12 protein-coding genes are annotated in these 15,454 nt (G+C 65.7%); 9 read left to right on the top strand and 3 right to left on the bottom strand.

The genetic code is table 11. The features are described 5' to 3' along the window. Nucleotides 1-3: 3 nt before the first annotated feature. The gene (locus ACI48I_RS12680; RefSeq protein WP_498574380.1) at nt 4-705 is read left to right on the top strand and encodes an Lcl C-terminal domain-containing protein; all 702 of its coding nucleotides are present in this window, start codon (nt 4-6) and stop codon (nt 703-705) included. 7 nt (nt 706-712) lie between these two features. On the opposite strand, the gene prpR is transcribed toward ACI48I_RS12680, so the two are convergent. Next, a complete protein-coding gene (gene prpR / locus ACI48I_RS12685) occupies nt 713-2,323 on the bottom strand; it encodes a propionate catabolism operon regulatory protein PrpR (RefSeq protein WP_498574381.1) in 1,611 nt (536 codons plus the stop codon). 201 nt (nt 2,324-2,524) lie between these two features. Here prpR and prpB point away from each other — a divergent pair, with 201 nt between their 5' ends. The 6 genes from prpB (at nt 2,525) to ACI48I_RS12715 (ending at nt 12,055) form a co-directional block, all read left to right on the top strand. Then, nucleotides 2,525-3,409 (top strand): methylisocitrate lyase, encoded by an 885-nt coding sequence (prpB, locus tag ACI48I_RS12690; RefSeq protein ID WP_193686571.1) that lies wholly within the window; start codon nt 2,525-2,527, stop codon nt 3,407-3,409. Between the two features lie 24 nt (nt 3,410-3,433). Next, complete coding sequence (gene prpC, locus ACI48I_RS12695) at nt 3,434-4,585, top strand: bifunctional 2-methylcitrate synthase/citrate synthase (protein ID WP_193686570.1); 1,152 nt, start codon at nt 3,434-3,436, stop codon at nt 4,583-4,585. After that, complete coding sequence (locus ACI48I_RS12700; RefSeq protein ID WP_498574382.1) at nt 4,586-5,143, top strand: GNAT family N-acetyltransferase; 558 nt, start codon at nt 4,586-4,588, stop codon at nt 5,141-5,143. Then, nucleotides 5,140-7,740, top strand: coding sequence for a Fe/S-dependent 2-methylisocitrate dehydratase AcnD (gene acnD, locus ACI48I_RS12705; protein WP_498574383.1), 2,601 nt, complete (start codon nt 5,140-5,142; stop codon nt 7,738-7,740). The genes ACI48I_RS12700 and acnD overlap by 4 nt, the downstream gene beginning before the upstream one ends. 70 nt (nt 7,741-7,810) lie before the next feature. Continuing rightward, entirely contained in the window at nt 7,811-9,001 is a 1,191-nt protein-coding gene (gene prpF, locus ACI48I_RS12710; RefSeq protein WP_193686567.1) for a 2-methylaconitate cis-trans isomerase PrpF, read from the top strand. A gap of 150 nt (nt 9,002-9,151) precedes the next feature. Then, the gene (locus tag ACI48I_RS12715; protein WP_498574384.1) at nt 9,152-12,055 is read left to right on the top strand and encodes a sensor domain-containing protein; all 2,904 of its coding nucleotides are present in this window, start codon (nt 9,152-9,154) and stop codon (nt 12,053-12,055) included. Here the strand turns inward: ACI48I_RS12715 and xth are convergent. Continuing rightward, nucleotides 12,045-12,809 carry an exodeoxyribonuclease III gene (gene xth / locus ACI48I_RS12720; protein WP_498574385.1) on the bottom strand — a complete coding sequence of 255 codons (765 nt, stop codon included), beginning with the start codon at nt 12,807-12,809 and terminating at the stop codon, nt 12,045-12,047. The two genes, ACI48I_RS12715 and xth, sit on opposite strands and share 11 nt — an antisense overlap. Before the next feature lie 446 nt (nt 12,810-13,255). On the opposite strand from xth, the gene ACI48I_RS12725 reads away from it, so the two are divergent. Both ACI48I_RS12725 and ACI48I_RS12730 read left to right on the top strand, forming a co-directional pair. Then, nucleotides 13,256-13,603 carry a phiTE_015 family protein gene (locus tag ACI48I_RS12725; protein ID WP_193686564.1) on the top strand — a complete coding sequence of 116 codons (348 nt, stop codon included), beginning with the start codon at nt 13,256-13,258 and terminating at the stop codon, nt 13,601-13,603. Nucleotides 13,604-13,630: 27 nt separating this feature from the next. Next, nucleotides 13,631-13,819: a DUF1653 domain-containing protein gene (locus ACI48I_RS12730; protein ID WP_193689146.1), complete on the top strand. Its 189-nt coding sequence runs from the start codon at nt 13,631-13,633 to the stop codon at nt 13,817-13,819. 91 nt (nt 13,820-13,910) lie between these two features. Here ACI48I_RS12730 and ACI48I_RS12735 read toward each other — a convergent pair whose 3' ends face one another. Continuing rightward, nucleotides 13,911-15,407 (bottom strand): leucyl aminopeptidase, encoded by a 1,497-nt coding sequence (locus ACI48I_RS12735; RefSeq protein ID WP_193686563.1) that lies wholly within the window; start codon nt 15,405-15,407, stop codon nt 13,911-13,913. Nucleotides 15,408-15,454: the final 47 nt, after the last annotated feature.

Genomic DNA, 15,454 nt, shown 5'->3' on the forward strand with positions numbered 1-15,454 from the left:
CCGATGATGACCAAACGCCTGTTTGCCCTTGCCGCTGCCTGTACCCTGACCCTGCTGGCCGCGTGCGGCGGCGGCGATGGCGTTCCGCTCGGCGAATTTCCGGCCATGACCAAGACCGAAGGCGATGCGCCTTTCGAACTCAAGGCGCCGACCTCGAAAAGCCCGGCCGCATTTTCTTTCGAGAGCAGCGACACGAAAGTGGCGACCATCAACGGCAACATCGTGACCGTCCTCGCGGCCGGCTTCACGACCATCACGGCGCGCCAGGGCAGCCTGGGCAGCTACAACCCGACCTCGACCAGTGCGCTGCTGACCGTCAAGGAGCGCACCTGCGTCGCGGGCGCGGTCCGCAACAAGAGTGGCCTGTGCGTTCCGCCCGACAGCACTGCCCACGACCTCACGCGTAATGGCCTGAGCTGGCTGCCGCCCCGCTCGACTGTCAAGCTCAGCTGGTCCGAGGCGGATGCCTACTGCAAGGCCGTCAGCTACCAGGGCAAGACCGGCTGGGCGCTGCCCGGCCGCTCGGAACTGACGGAGCTTGCCACCTCGGGTGCGCTGGCAGGCCAGGAATGGCCCCTGGGCGATACCTGGAGCGCAACGGCCGACACGGCCACGAGCCACTCGGCGGTCGACACGACGACGGGTACGATCGCTTCGCTCATGAGCGACAACAAGCTCTACGTCACCTGCACCCTGGGCCTGTAAGAACGCCTCAGGTTTCGGCCTTCAGCCGCCGCCACAAGGTCGTGCGGCTGATGCCGAGGTGGCGCGCCGCCGCATCGCGCTGTCCGCCGAAGCGGGCCAGCACCTCGGCGATACTTTCCGCGCTTGGCGGCGCGTCCGGCGCCGCATCCGCCACGGCAGCGCCGGGCGTTGCCAGTTCCGGCGCAATCCCCAATAAAAAATTCGGCGTCAGCGCCTGCAGCGGCTCGGCCGCCAGGAACAGGGCCAGCCGCTCCATCAGGTTGCGCAGTTCGCGCACATTGCCGGGCCAGGGGTAGGCCGTCAGCAGCGGCGCGCAGGCCGCGATCTCCGCGTGCAGGTTCGGATGCGGCCTGGCGCCGAGCGCCGCCAGCGACTGTTTCAGCGACCATTCGGCCAGCGGCACGATATCGGGCAGGCGTGCACGCAGCGGCGGCAGCGCCAGGCGCAGCACCGCCAGCCGGTAGAACAGGTCGGCCCGAAAACGGCCTTCGCGCACCCGCGTGGCGAGGTCGCAATGGGTGGCGCTGATTACCCGCACGTCGATCGGCACCGGCCGCGTGCCGCCGACCCGCATCACTTCGCGTTCCTCCAGCACCCGCAGCAAGCGTGTCTGCAGCGCCAGCGGCATTTCCCCGATCTCGTCCAGGAACAGCGTGCCGCGGTTGGCCGCCTCGAACAGGCCTGCGTGGCCGCCGCGGCGCGCGCCCGTGAACGCGCCTTCCTCGTGGCCGAAGAGTTCCGATTCGAGCAGGGACTCCGCGATCGCCCCGCAATTGACGGCGACAAAAGGCCGGTTCGCGCCCAGGCTGCGCGGTCCCTCGCGGTGGATCGCCTGCGCCACGAGTTCCTTGCCGCTGCCGGTCTCGCCTTCGATCAGGACCGTGGCGGGCGAGCGCGCATACAGCACCACCGTCTGGCGCAGGCGCTCCATGGCCTCCGACTCGCCGCGCAGATCGTTCAGGCCGCGCCGCGTGCGCCGCGTTTCGTTCACCGGGCCGCGCCGGATGCGGTTCGCTTCCAGGTTCGTCAGGCGCGCCAGTTCCAGCGCATCGTCGAAGGCTTGCCGGATCGAGCCGGCCGAGTACAGCAGGATGCCGGTCAGTCCCGTTTCCTCGGCCAGGTCGGTGATCATCCCCGCGCCGACGATGACCTCGATGCCGGCCGCCTTCATCTCGTCCATCGTCGCGCGCGCGTCTTCGCGCGTCGCATAGGTGCGCTGCGCAACCGTCAGGCCGAAGGTGGCGCTGAAGCCGGCCAGTTCCGGCAAGGGCTGCTGGTAGCTGATCACGCCGATGCGGGTCGACACCTTGCGCGCCCGCGCCAGCGCGCCCATGACATCGTAGCCGCTTGCTTTCGCCACGATCACCGGCGCCGATACCCGCCCTTTCAGGTAGGCGCCGTTCGAACCGGCCGCGATCACGACGTCGCAGCGCTCGCTTGCCATCCGTTCGCGGATGTGGCGCGCCGCTTCGTCGAAGCCGAGGTCGATCGGCTCGATCGTGGCGAGGTGGTCGTACTCGAGCGTGATGTCGCGGAACAGGGCGGACAGGCGCGACACGGAGACGGTCCAGATGACTGGTTTATCGGGGTCTTGCGGGGCAGTAGGAAGAGGGCGCATGTTGCAATTTTAATGCAACAGGTGTTTCATGTGTTTCACTTGGAACGAATAATGGAACAGGCCTTGTTCCACGGCTGAGCTCAACAGTTGGCTAAGTAGTTGAAACGATGTCGTTTTTACGAGGTCGAACACGGACAGGAGAGCTGGCACGTTCTTTGCGAAAGACAGTGTATTCATCACCACGATTTACCAGGAGACCCCATGATCCAATCCGCAGGCGCGCTGTTCCGTCGTGCCGTACAAGAAGAATCCCCGCTGCAAGTCGTCGGCGCCATCAATGCGAACCACGCGCTGCTGGCCAAGCGCGCCGGCTTCAAGGCCATCTATTTGTCGGGCGGCGGCGTCGCGGCCGGCTCGCTCGGCCTGCCGGACCTGGGCATCTCGAACCTGGACGACGTGCTGACCGACGTGCGCCGCATCACCGACGTGTGCGACCTGCCGCTGCTGGTCGACGTCGACACCGGCTTCGGCTCGTCCGCCTTCAATGTCGCGCGCACCGTGAAATCGATGATCAAGTTCGGCGCCGCCGCCATGCACATCGAAGACCAGGTCGGCGCCAAGCGCTGCGGCCACCGTCCGGGCAAGGAGATCGTCTCGAAACAGGAAATGGTCGACCGCATCAAGGCCGCCGTCGACGCCCGCACCGACGAGAACTTCGTGATCATGGCGCGCACCGATGCGCTGGCCGTGGAAGGCATCGACGCCGCCATCGAGCGCGCGGTCGCCTGCGTCGAAGCCGGCGCCGACATGGTGTTCCCGGAAGCGATGACCGATCTCGCCATGTATTCGCGTTTCGCGAAAGCGGTCGGCGTGCCGATCCTCGCCAACATCACCGAGTTCGGCTCGACCCCGCTGTTCACGGTCGAGGAACTCAAGACCGCGGACGTCGGCATCGTGCTGTACCCGCTGTCGGCCTTCCGCGCCATGAACAAGGCCGCCGAAAACGTCTACACTGCGATTCGCCGCGACGGCAGCCAGCAGGCAGTGGTCGACACCATGCAGACCCGCGCCGAACTGTACGAGCGCATCGGCTACCACGACTTCGAGCAGAAGCTCGACGCCCTGTTCGCTGCCCAGAAAAAATAATCGACACCGAAATTGGAGATCACGATGACTGAACAAGCCCCAGCCTTCAAGCCAAAAAAATCCGTCGCCCTGTCGGGTGTCGCCGCCGGTAACACGGCCCTCTGCTCGGTCGGCAAGTCGGGCAACGACCTGCACTACCGCGGCTACGACATCCTCGATGTCGCCACTACCTGCGAATTCGAAGAAATCGCCTACCTGCTGGTGCACGGCAAACTGCCGACCGCCGCCGAACTGAAGGGTTATAAAGCCAAGCTCAAGATGCTGCGCGGCCTGCCGCAGGCGGTGAAGCTGGCGCTGGAAGCGCTGCCGGCCGGCAGCCATCCGATGGACGTGATGCGTACCGGCGTCTCGGCGCTGGGCTGCGCGCTGCCGGAAAAGGACGACCACAATATCGCCGGTGCGCGCGACATCGCGGACCGCCTGATGGCCTCCTTCGGCTCGATGCTGCTGTACTGGTACCACTACAGCCATAACGGCAAGCGCATCGAGACCGAGACCGACGACGATTCGATCGGCGGCCACTTCCTGCACCTGCTGCACGGCACGGTACCCTCGGAAGAGTGGGTGCGTGCGATGCACACTTCGCTGATCCTGTACGCCGAGCATGAGTTCAACGCTTCGACGTTTACGGCGCGCGTGATCGCCGGCACCGGTTCCGACCTGCACTCGGCGATCACCGGCGCCATCGGCGCGCTGCGCGGCCCGAAGCACGGCGGCGCCAACGAAGCGGCCTTCGAGGTCCAGAAGCGCTACGAGAACGCCGACGAAGCCGAAGCGGACATCCGCAACCGCGTCGCGAACAAGGAAGTCGTCATCGGCTTCGGCCACCCGGTCTACACGATCAGCGACCCGCGCAACGTGGTCATCAAGGAAGTGGCGCGTTCGCTGTCGCAGAGCGCCGGCTCGATGAAGATGTTCGAGATCGCCGAGCGCCTCGAATCGGTGATGTGGGAAGTCAAGAAGATGTTCCCGAACCTCGACTGGTTCTCGGCCGTGTCCTACCACATGATGGGTGTGCCGACGGCGATGTTCACGCCGCTGTTCGTCATCTCGCGCACTTCCGGCTGGGCTGCCCACATCATCGAGCAGCGCATCGACAACAAGATCATCCGCCCGAGCGCGAACTATGTCGGTCCGGAAGACCTGCAGTTCGTGCCGATCGCCGATCGCAAGTAAATGACTGACTCGCCAGCCCCCGCGCTCATGCTGCGCCGGCTCGGTCCAGCCGACGCCGAACGCTATCGTGCGCTGCGGCTGGCGGGCTTGCGCGCCTTTCCGCATGCCTTCCGGCCCGCTGTCGAGGAAGCGCTGGCGCAGCCGCTGTCCTGGGCCGAACAGCGCTTGTCGACAGCGGGCGAGTACTGGTTCGGCGCCTTCGATGGCGCGCTTGAAGGCAAGCCCCTGGTGGGCGCGATCTGCCTGCGCACGCAGGAAGGCGTGAAAATCCGCCACTCGGCCAGCCTGAACGCGCTGGTCGTCGATCCCGAACGGCAGCGCGAAGGCATCGGCGCGGCGCTGGTCGCCTACCTGGTCGACTTCGCCCGCTCGCTCGGCGGGATTCGCCAGATCACGCTCACCGTCCATGACGGCAATACGGCGGCCGAGCGCCTGTACGAACGCTTCGGCTTCAGGCAGTTCGGCTCGGAGCCCGACGCTTTCCTGCACGACGGCACCTATTACGCCAAGCAGCACCGACAACTATCACTGGATAATGAATCTTTAACTTCGTCATGAACAACGCATACCGCAAACCCCTGCACGGCACGAACCTGCACTACTTCGACACGCGCGAAGCGGTCGACAGTATTCAAGCCGGCGCGTACGACAAGCTGCCCTACACCTCGCGCGTGCTGGCCGAGAATCTCGTGCGCCGCTGCGAGCCGATGGCCCTGGTACCGTCCCTGAAACAGCTCATCGAGCGCAAGCGCGACCTCGACTTCCCCTGGTTCCCGGCGCGCGTGGTCTGCCACGACATCCTGGGCCAGACGGCCCTGGTCGACCTCGCCGGTCTGCGCGACGCCATCGCGCAAGAGGGCGGCAATCCTGCCCTGGTCAACCCGGTGGTGCCGACCCAGCTGGTCGTCGATCACTCCCTCGCAGTGGAATGCGGCGGCTTCGATCCCGACGCATTCGAGAAGAACCGCGCGATCGAGGACCGCCGCAACGAAGACCGTTTCCACTTCATCGACTGGACCAAGAAGGCTTTTCAAAATGTCGACGTGATCCCGCCGGGGAACGGCATCCTGCACCAGATTAACCTCGAGCGCATGTCGCCCGTCGTGCAGGTGAAGGACGGCATCGCCTTCCCGGACACCCTGGTCGGCACCGACTCGCATACCCCGATGGTCGACGCGCTCGGCGTGATCGCGATCGGCGTGGGCGGCCTGGAGGCGGAAAGCGTCATGCTGGGCCGTGCTTCCTGGATGCGCCTGCCGGACATCGTCGGCGTCGAGCTGACGGGCAAACCGCAGCCGGGCATCACCGCGACCGACGTCGTGCTGGCGCTGACCGAATTCCTGCGCAATGCCAAGGTCGTCTCGACCTGGCTGGAATTCTATGGCGAGGGCGCCTCGAACCTGACCCTGGGCGACCGCGCGACGATCTCCAACATGGCGCCCGAATTCGGCGCAACCGCCGCGATGTTCTACATCGACGAGCAGACCATCAAGTACTTGCGGCTTACCGGCCGCGAAGACGAGCAGGTAAAACTGGTCGAGGACTATGCGAAGGAAACCGGCCTGTGGGCTGACTCCCTGGCGAACGCCGAGTACGAGCGCGTGCTGCACTTCGACCTGTCGACGGTCGTGCGCAACATCGCCGGTCCGTCGAACCCGCACAAGCGCGTGCCGACCTCGGAACTCGCCGCGCGCGGCATTTCCGGTGTGGTCGAAAACGAGCCGGGCAAGATGCCGGACGGCGCCGTCATCATCGCCGCCATCACCAGCTGCACCAACACGAACAACCCGCGCAACATGATCGCGGCCGGCCTGATCGCGCGCAATGCCAACAAGCTCGGCCTGCTGCGCAAGCCCTGGGTCAAGTCCTCGCTGGCGCCGGGATCGAAGGCGGTCTCGCTCTACCTGGAAGAAGCGGGCCTGATGCCGGAACTGGAAAAGCTGGGCTTCGGCGTCGTCGCCTTTGCCTGCACGACGTGCAACGGCATGAGCGGCGCGCTCGATCCCGTGATCCAGCAGGAGATCATCGAACGCGACCTGTACGCGACCGCCGTCCTGTCGGGCAACCGCAATTTCGACGGCCGCATCCACCCGTATGCGAAGCAGGCCTTCCTGGCTTCGCCGCCGCTGGTGATCGCGTATGCGATCGCCGGGACGATCCGTTTCGATATCGAGAAGGACGTGCTGGGCACCGACAGGGCGGGCAAGGAGATCAGGCTGGCCGACATCTGGCCGAGCGACGCCGAGATCGACGCCGTCATCGAACAGAGCGTCAAGCCCGAGCAGTTCCGCAAGGTCTACACGCCGATGTTCGCGCGCGTGGCCGACGACGGTGAAGCGGTGTCGCCGCTCTACGACTGGCGCGAGATGAGCACCTATATCCGCCGTCCGCCGTACTGGGAAGGCGCGCTGGCGGGCGAGCGCAGCCTCTCCGGCATGCGCGCGCTGGCGGTCCTGGGCGACAACATCACGACCGACCACCTGTCGCCGTCGAACGCGATCATGATGGACAGCGCGGCGGGCGAATACCTGTTCAAGATGGGCCTGCCGGAAGAAGACTTCAACTCCTACGCGACCCACCGCGGCGACCACCTGACGGCGCAGCGCGCGACGTTCGCGAATCCGACCCTGAAGAACGAGATGGTGCGCAATCCGGACGGTTCGGTCCGTGCTGGCTCGCTGGCGCGCATCGAGCCGGAAGGGCAAGTCACGCGCATGTGGGAAGCGATCGAGACCTACATGGAGCGCAAGCAGCCGCTGATCGTGATCGCCGGCGCCGACTACGGCCAGGGCTCGTCGCGCGACTGGGCAGCCAAGGGCGTACGCCTGGCGGGCGTGGAGGCGATCGTGGCCGAAGGCTTCGAGCGCATCCACCGTACCAACCTGGTCGGCATGGGCGTGCTGCCGCTGGAATTCCAGCCGGGCGTGAACCGCCTGACGCTGGGGCTGGACGGCACCGAGACCTATGACGTGCTGGGTGAGCGCACGCCGCGTGCGACGCTGACGCTGGTGATCAACCGCCGCTCGGGCGAGCGTGTCGAGGTGCCGGTGATCTGCCGTCTCGATACGGCGGAAGAGGTGTCGATTTACGAGGCCGGCGGCGTGCTGCAGCGCTTTGCGCAGGACTTCCTGGCGTCGTCGAAGGTCGCGGCTTAAGCGGACGCATCGTACCGCGTGGGCACAGGGTGCCCACCCTACGGCCCGCGCTACCAACTGGAACTGAAATATGGCACACACTCCCCAAATCAAAATCCCCGCCACCTACATGCGCGGCGGCACTTCGAAAGGCGTCTTCTTCCGCCTCGACGACCTGCCCGAAGCCGCACGCGTCCCCGGCCCGGCGCGCGACAAGCTCCTGCTGCGCGTCATCGGCAGCCCCGACCCCTACGGCAAGCAGATCGACGGCATGGGCGGCGCCACCTCCAGCACCAGCAAGACGGTGATCGTCTCGAAGAGCACCCGCGACAACCACGACGTCGACTACCTGTTCGGCCAGGTCTCGATCGACAAGCCTTTCGTGGACTGGAGCGGCAACTGCGGCAACCTGTCCTCGGCGGTCGGCTCGTTCGCGATCACTGCAGGCCTGGTCGATCCTGAACGCCTGCCGCGCGACGGCATGGCCACGGTCCGCATCTGGCAGGCCAACATCAATAAAACCATCATCGCCCACGTCCCGGTGACGAATGGCGAGGTCCAGGAAACCGGCGACTTCGAACTCGACGGCGTGACCTTCCCGGCGGCCGAGGTGCAGCTCGAATTCATGGACCCGGCGGCCGAGGAAGAGGGCGGCGGTGGTTCGATGTTCCCGACCGGGAACCTGGTCGACGAGCTCGAGGTGCCGGGCCTGGGCACCCTGAAGGCGACGATGATCAACGCCGGCATCCCGACCATTTTCCTGAACGCGGAAGACGTCGGCTACACCGGCACCGAACTGCAGGACGCGATCAACGGCGACCCACGTGCGCTTGCCATGTTCGAGACCATCCGCGCCCACGGCGCCGTGCGCATGGGCCTGATCAAGGACACAGGCGAGGCGGCCGCGCGCCAGCACACGCCGAAGGTGGCCTTCGTCGCGCGTCCGGCGGCCTATACCTCCTCGAGCGGCAAGCAGGTGGCCGCCGCCGACGTCGACCTGCTGGTGCGTGCGCTCTCGATGGGCAAGCTGCACCACGCGATGATGGGCACGGCGGCGGTCGCCATCGGCACTGCGGCCGCCGTTCCCGGCACCCTGGTGAACATCGCGGCCGGCGGCGGCAAGCCTGACGCGGTGCGCTTCGGCCATCCGTCGGGCACCCTGCGCGTCGGCGCCGAAGCGGTGCAGCTTGAGGGCGAATGGAGCGTCACCAAGGCCGTGATGAGCCGCAGCGCGCGTGTGCTGATGGAAGGCTGGGTACGGGTGCCGGGCGATAGCTTCTAAGCCACCTGCCGGCCCGGGCCCGTCCGCTGCATCCGTAGCGGACGGGCTTTTTTTTTGTCAGTACATGGTAGAGATTCCATGCACCCTGGTTTATCATTCAGCAACAAAGAGTGGTCCGTACCGAGGCCGCGTGGGAGAGGATCGGCCTGAATGGACAGAATAACGAGCACACCTGGAGTCGTCGCCGCCGCGCTGGACCTGGTCGCCGCGCCGGCCTGCGCCTGCAACGTGTCGGGGCTGGTCGTGGCCGCCAATGCCGCGATGGCCGAACTGGCGGGCGAATCGCCCGTCGGGCGGCCCCTGCTCGACCTGTTCGAGGGACGCGCGGCGCGCCAGGCCGCGGTCGAACTGCGCAAATCCGTGCGCGCCGACCGCCACTGGCGCGGCACGCTGACGGTGGCCGGCGCGCCGCTCGCCGTCGAGGTGCGCTCGAAGCCCTTTCCGCGCGATGGCGGCGCGCCGGGCGCTACCTTCGTCTTCACCAACGTCAGCGCCTACGAGCGCGGCCAGGAGGCGCTGCGTATCACGATGGTCGAGCAGCAGGCGATCCTCGCGCACGCGCCGATCGGCATCGTCTTCACCAAGCCGGGGCTGCTCAAGGAATGCAATCCGCGCCTGGCGGAGATGATCGGCTACAGCGTCGACGAACTGGCTGACCGCGATGCCGGCGAGATGTTCGCCTCCATCGAGGAATACCACGCATTCCGCGACGAGGCCTTCGCGGCGCTCGCGCAGGGCACGATCTACGAAAAAAGCGGCTGCCAGTTCCGCCGCCGCGACGGCTCGCTGTTCTGGGCCCGCGTGCGTGCCAGCGCCGTGCAGCCCGGACGCCGCGAAGCGGGCACCATCTGGATCATCGAGGACGTGAGCGAAACCTGGCAGGCGCGGCGCGAACTGCGGGCGCTCCTGAACAATGCCTCGCTGGCGATCATGTTTACGCGCGAGCAGGCCATCCGGCGCGGCAACGCGGGCTTCTTCGAGATGTTCGGCTACGCGCCGGGGGAATGCGAGGGCTTGCCGGTGGCCTGCCTGCATCCGAGTCCCGCCGCGTTCGACCGCCTTGTCGCCGAAGCCCACCCGCTGTTCGCACAGGGACGCACCTACCAGGCCGAGCTCGAGCTGGTGAAGAAGGACGGCACCCCGATCTGGAGCAAGGTGATCGGCTACCCGGTCAATCCGGACGACCTGTCGCACGGCTATGTCTGGATCGCCGAGGACCGCACCCGCCAGCGCCGCGACGAACAGGCGCTGCGCCTGGCGCTGCTGGAGAACCAGGCCATCTTCGATACCGCGGTGCTCGGCATCGCGGTCGTCGAGAACGGCCACACACTGCACGCCAACCGCAAGATGGAAGAGCTGTTCGGCCACGCGCCGGGCTCGATGACGGGCCTGTCGGTGCGCGCGCTGTATCCGGAAGCCGAGGGCTGGCAGGCGGCGCGCCTGGACACGGCGCGCGACTTCGCGGCCGGACGCGTGAGCGTCAGCGAGCGTCTGCTGCGCCGGCGCGACGGCGTGACCTTCTGGGGCCGTTTGTCGGGACGCCCCTTCGACCTGGACGACCCCGGCGGGCGCAGCCTGTGGCTGGTCGACGACGTGACGGCGCAGCGCGAGGCGACCGACGCCGTGCGCCGCGCGCGCGACGAGCTCGAACTGCGCGTCGCGACGCGCACCGCCGAACTGGCCGGCGCCAACGCGCTCCTGCAGGACGAGATCGTCGAGCGGCGCCAGGCCGAGGCGCGCGTGCACCACATGGCCTACCACGACAGCCTGACCGGCCTGCCGAACCGCGCGCTGCTGGCCGACCGCCTGGAGCGGGCGATCGCCGCCGCCCAGCGCGCGGGTTCGCGCCTGGCCGTGATGTTCCTCGACCTCGACCGCTTCAAGACGATCAACGATTCGCTCGGCCATGCGACCGGCGATTTTTTGCTGAAGGAAGTCGCGAGCCGCCTGTGCCATGCGGTGCGCGCCAGCGACACCGTCGCGCGCCTGGGCGGCGACGAGTTCGTGGTGCTGGTGCCCGGCGCGGGCACGCTGGAGGAATGCAGCCAGGTCGGCGACAAGATCATCGAGGTGCTGGGCGCGCCGGTGCGCTTCGAAGGTCACAGCCTGCACATCTCGCCCTCGATCGGGATCTGCGTCTATCCGGACGACGGCGCCGACGTCGACCTCCTGATGCGCCATGCCGACGCCGCGATGTACAGCGCCAAGGCGGCGGGACGCAACAACTACCAGTTCTTCAACGAGCGCATGGATGGCGCGGTGGCGCGCGCATTTGCCATTCGCGAACTCGAATCGAAGCTGCGCCAGGCGCTCGCCAATGGCGAGTTCGAGCCGTTCTATCAGCCGATCATGGACATGGCGACGCAGCGCGTGGCCGCGCTCGAAGTGCTGCTGCGCTGGCGCCATCCGCAGCAAGGCCTGGTGCTGCCGGACGATTTCATTCCGACGCTCGAAGAGAACGGCATGATCGTGCCGGTCGGCGAATGGGTGATCCGGCGCGCCTGCGAGCAGAGCATGGCCTGGCAGCGCGCGGGCCTGGCGCCGGTGCCGCTGGCCATCAACCTGTCGGCGCGCCAGTTCATGCACCGCGCGCTGGTGGCCTCGATCAGGCGCATCGTCGACGAGACCGGGATCGACCCGTCACTGGTCGAATTCGAGATCACCGAAACCGCCTTGATGCAGCACGGCGAGCAGACGCTCGAGATCCTCGACCAGATCAACCGCATGGGCATGCGCCTGTCGATCGACGATTTCGGCACCGGTTATTCCAGCCTGGCTTACCTGAAGCGCTTCCCGGTCAGGAAGATCAAGATCGACCGTGCCTTCATCCGCGAGCTGGAGGCGAGCAGCGAGGACCGCGCCATCGTCGCAGCCGTGATGGCGCTGGCGAACAGCCTGCAACTGCAGGTGGTGGCCGAGGGCGTCGAGACCGAAGCGCAGCTGGCGCTGCTGCGCGACTACGGCTGCCAGTATGTGCAGGGCTGGCTGTTTGCGCGTGCGCTCGATGCGGAGGCGACCCGGGACCTGTTGGCAGGCGCTGCCCTTACTCGATAGTCGCAATCACCGGGGTGTGATCGGACGGCTGCTCCCACCGGCGAGGCTCGCGGTCGATGGTGCAGGCCGTGCAGCGCTGCGCCAGCGCCGGCGACAGCAGGATGTGGTCGATGCGCAGCCCGCGGTTGCGGCGGAAGCCCATCATGCGGTAATCCCACCAGCTGTATTGCTTCTCCGGCTGCTCGAACATGCGGAAGCAATCGACCAGGCCCAGGTCGACCAGCGCGACCATGGCCGCGCGTTCGCGCTCGGAGCAGTGAATCTTGCCTTCCCATTCGACTGGATCGTGCACGTCGCGGTCCTCGGGCGCGATGTTGTAGTCGCCCAGCAGGGCCAGTTGCGGATGCGCGCGCAGCTCGTCGCCCAGCCATTCGTGCAGCGCCTTCAGCCAGGCCATTTTATAAACGTATTTGTCGGAATCGACCGCCTGGCCGTTCGGGACATACGCGCAGACGAAACGCACGCCTTCGATGGTGGCGGCGATGATGCGCTGCTGTGCGTCTTCGAAACGCGGGTTATTCCTGACCACGTCCTGGATCGGGAAACGCGACAGGATGGCGACGCCGTTATAGGTTTTCTGGCCGGTATAGGCGACTTGATAACCCGCCGCATTAATTTCGGAAACCGGGAACTTATCGTCGGTGAGTTTGGTCTCTTGAATGCAGAGCACGTCGATCGGGTTCGTCTCCAGCCAGCGCAGCAGGTGAGGGAGGCGGACTTTCAGCGAATTGACGTTCCAGGTTGCTATTTTCATGTCGGCGCGTAGTGATAAGCGCAGCGGACCGTCCGCCGCGACTGCGCGCAGTATCGACGCTCAGGGCATTTCCTGCAACTTTCCCATCCCGCGCGGCTAAAAACCGTCGCGTTGTATTTGTTTGCTTAAATCGTCAATACAGTGCTTCCGCGACAAGTTTGTGGTTTAAAATATATTGTCGTTGCGCACAGATGGCAGTTAGTTCTAGCAATATGTAACAATTACCGGATAAAATGTGACAGACCTATTGTTACTAATAGGTAATATCCAGTTGTTTTTGTATAACTCGCGCTGTAATATCTTGGCTGGGCGGCAATTCGCGGCCCGCATCGCCCGCAGCGCACGATTGCGTGCAGTCGTGCAAGCCTTCGCGTGGTGGAATGGTACTATGGCGAAATATTGCTGTTTCGATAGCGATAATTTGTACCCATATGAAAAGGACAGAGATGCGCAGTGCATTTGAAGCATGGGCCCAGCGTGATGGCCACATCGTTCGCCGTCGTGAAGACAAGCCCGAGGAATACCTCGTCTACGAAACGCAGCGCCGCTGGGTGATCTGGCAGGCAGCTTTGGCGCACGGCGCCAAGACCGCCGACGCCGCCCCGTCGAAGTTCGCCGGTGCCGAGCAGGCGGCCAAGGCCGTCCAGCCGGACGAAGCAGCGGTACGCAACCGCGTGCTCAATGAAGTGCTCGACGCCTTCAGCGACCTCGACGAAGACACCGGCATCGAAGGCGTGCTGAAGGTCATCCAGAGCCTGAAGAAGAAGCAGAAGGCCACGGCCGAGCAGGCCTGAGCGAGCAGGCTTGAAGGATCAGCTGTGATTCAGTACCGCCACTACAAGGGCGGCCTCTACGAGCTGGTCTGCGAGGCCACGCTCGAGGCCGATCTCTCGCCGATGATCATCTACCGCGCCCATGACGGGTCGATCTGGGCGCGGCCGAAATCGGTGTTCTTCGAACTCGTCGAGGTCGACGGGCAGAAGGTGCCGCGCTTTGCGCCGGTGGCGTAGGCGCGCCGACATCAATTTCAACGGTACACGACCGTTTCAGGCAAAAAAATGGGCCGCATCTGCGGCCCATTTTTCATTCCCGCTCAGCGCATTACACGCGGTTCATCAGGAAGGTCGTCAGCAGCGGCACCGGACGCCCGGTCGCGCCCTTTGCTGCGCCGCTCTTCCATGCCGTGCCCGCGATATCGAGGTGCGCCCAGGTGTAGTTGCGAGTGAAGTTCTCGAGGAAGCAGGCCGCCGTGATCGAGGCGCCGCCCGGCGTGCCGATGTTGGCCAGGTCGGCGAAGTTCGACTTCAGCTGCTCGTTGTACTGCTCGCCGATCGGCAGGCGCCAGGCACCGTCGCCTGTTTCCTTGCCGGCGTCCAGCAGTTCGTCGGCCAGGGCATCGTGGGCGGCGTCGTGGCGGGTGAACAGGCCGCTGTTGTGGTGGCCCAGCGAGACGATGCAGGCGCCGGTCAGCGTTGCGATGTCGACCACGGCGGCCGGCTTGAAGCGCTCGGCGTAGGTGAGGGCGTCGCACAGGATCAGGCGGCCTTCGGCGTCCGTATTCAGGATCTCGATGGTCAGGCCGTTCATCGCGGTGACGATGTCGCCCGGCTTCGTTGCGCGGCCCGACGGCATGTTCTCGCAGGCGGCGACGATGCCGATCACGTTCAACTTGAGGCCCATCTCGCCGATCGCGCGGAAGGTGCCGAGCACCGAGCCGGCGCCGCACATGTCGTACTTCATTTCGTCCATGCCGGGACCCGGCTTGATCGAGATGCCGCCCGTGTCGAAGGTAATGCCCTTGCCGACCAGGACCACCGGCGCGTCCTTCTTGTTGCCGCCCATGTGCTTCAGGACGATGAACTTCGGCGCTTCGTCGCTGCCCTTGGCCACCGACAGGAAGGAGCCCATCTTGAGGGCTTCGAGCTGCTTGCGCTCGAGGACTTCGACGTCGAAGCCGTGGTCGTCGGCGAGCTTGCGGGCGATGGTGGCGAGGTAGGTCGGGGTGCAGATGTTCGGCGACAGGTTGCCCAATTCCTTGGTCAGGTTCATGCCGTTGGCGATCGCGACCGATCGCGCCAGCGCGGCCTTGGCTTCGCTGCTGGCCAGCGGGACGGACAGGGTGACCTTGCGCACGCCGGCCGGCACCGGATCCTTCTTGCTCTTTTGCGCGTCGGTGCGGAATTCGCTCTCGGTGGCGGCCACGACGATGGCGCGGATGGCCCATTCAGGCGTGCGCTCTTTCACTTCCGTCATTGGAAATGCGATAATGGCGTCCGCCGCGCCCAGCGACGCGAAGGCTTTGAGCATCGCGCCGACCGCGGTCATGAAATTCTTTTCGCTCACCGCCTCGTCGGCGCCCATCCCGACCAGCAGCACGCGCTGTGCGGCCACACCGGCCACGCCGCGCAGCAGCAGGGTCGAACCGGCCTTGCCGGTGATGTCGCCCGACTTCAGCGCCGCCGTGATTTCACCCGTTTGATCGAGGGTCTTCGCAGCCTGCGACAGTTTTTTGTTTTCGAACACCGCCACTGCCACACAGCCGGTCCTGGCCGCGGTCAGGGTGTTCTTGGTGTCGAATGCTTTTATGCTAAAGTCCATTTGATTCTCCGTTTCGTTTTGTGCGCTTAGTGTGCAACCGCTGTGCG

The organism is Massilia sp. LXY-5 (genome assembly GCF_059801075.1).

Coding starts and splice junctions, on each gene's coding strand:
- ACI48I_RS12680 (WP_498574380.1), top strand. CDS start 4: ATGATGACCAAACGCCTGTTTGCCCTTGCCGCTGCCTGTACCCTGACC.
- prpR (WP_498574381.1), bottom strand. CDS start 2,323: ATGCGCCCTCTTCCTACTGCCCCGCAAGACCCCGATAAACCAGTCATC.
- prpB (WP_193686571.1), top strand. CDS start 2,525: ATGATCCAATCCGCAGGCGCGCTGTTCCGTCGTGCCGTACAAGAAGAA.
- prpC (WP_193686570.1), top strand. CDS start 3,434: ATGACTGAACAAGCCCCAGCCTTCAAGCCAAAAAAATCCGTCGCCCTG.
- ACI48I_RS12700 (WP_498574382.1), top strand. CDS start 4,586: ATGACTGACTCGCCAGCCCCCGCGCTCATGCTGCGCCGGCTCGGTCCA.
- acnD (WP_498574383.1), top strand. CDS start 5,140: ATGAACAACGCATACCGCAAACCCCTGCACGGCACGAACCTGCACTAC.
- prpF (WP_193686567.1), top strand. CDS start 7,811: ATGGCACACACTCCCCAAATCAAAATCCCCGCCACCTACATGCGCGGC.
- ACI48I_RS12715 (WP_498574384.1), top strand. CDS start 9,152: ATGGACAGAATAACGAGCACACCTGGAGTCGTCGCCGCCGCGCTGGAC.
- xth (WP_498574385.1), bottom strand. CDS start 12,809: ATGAAAATAGCAACCTGGAACGTCAATTCGCTGAAAGTCCGCCTCCCT.
- ACI48I_RS12725 (WP_193686564.1), top strand. CDS start 13,256: ATGCGCAGTGCATTTGAAGCATGGGCCCAGCGTGATGGCCACATCGTT.
- ACI48I_RS12735 (WP_193686563.1), bottom strand. CDS start 15,407: ATGGACTTTAGCATAAAAGCATTCGACACCAAGAACACCCTGACCGCG.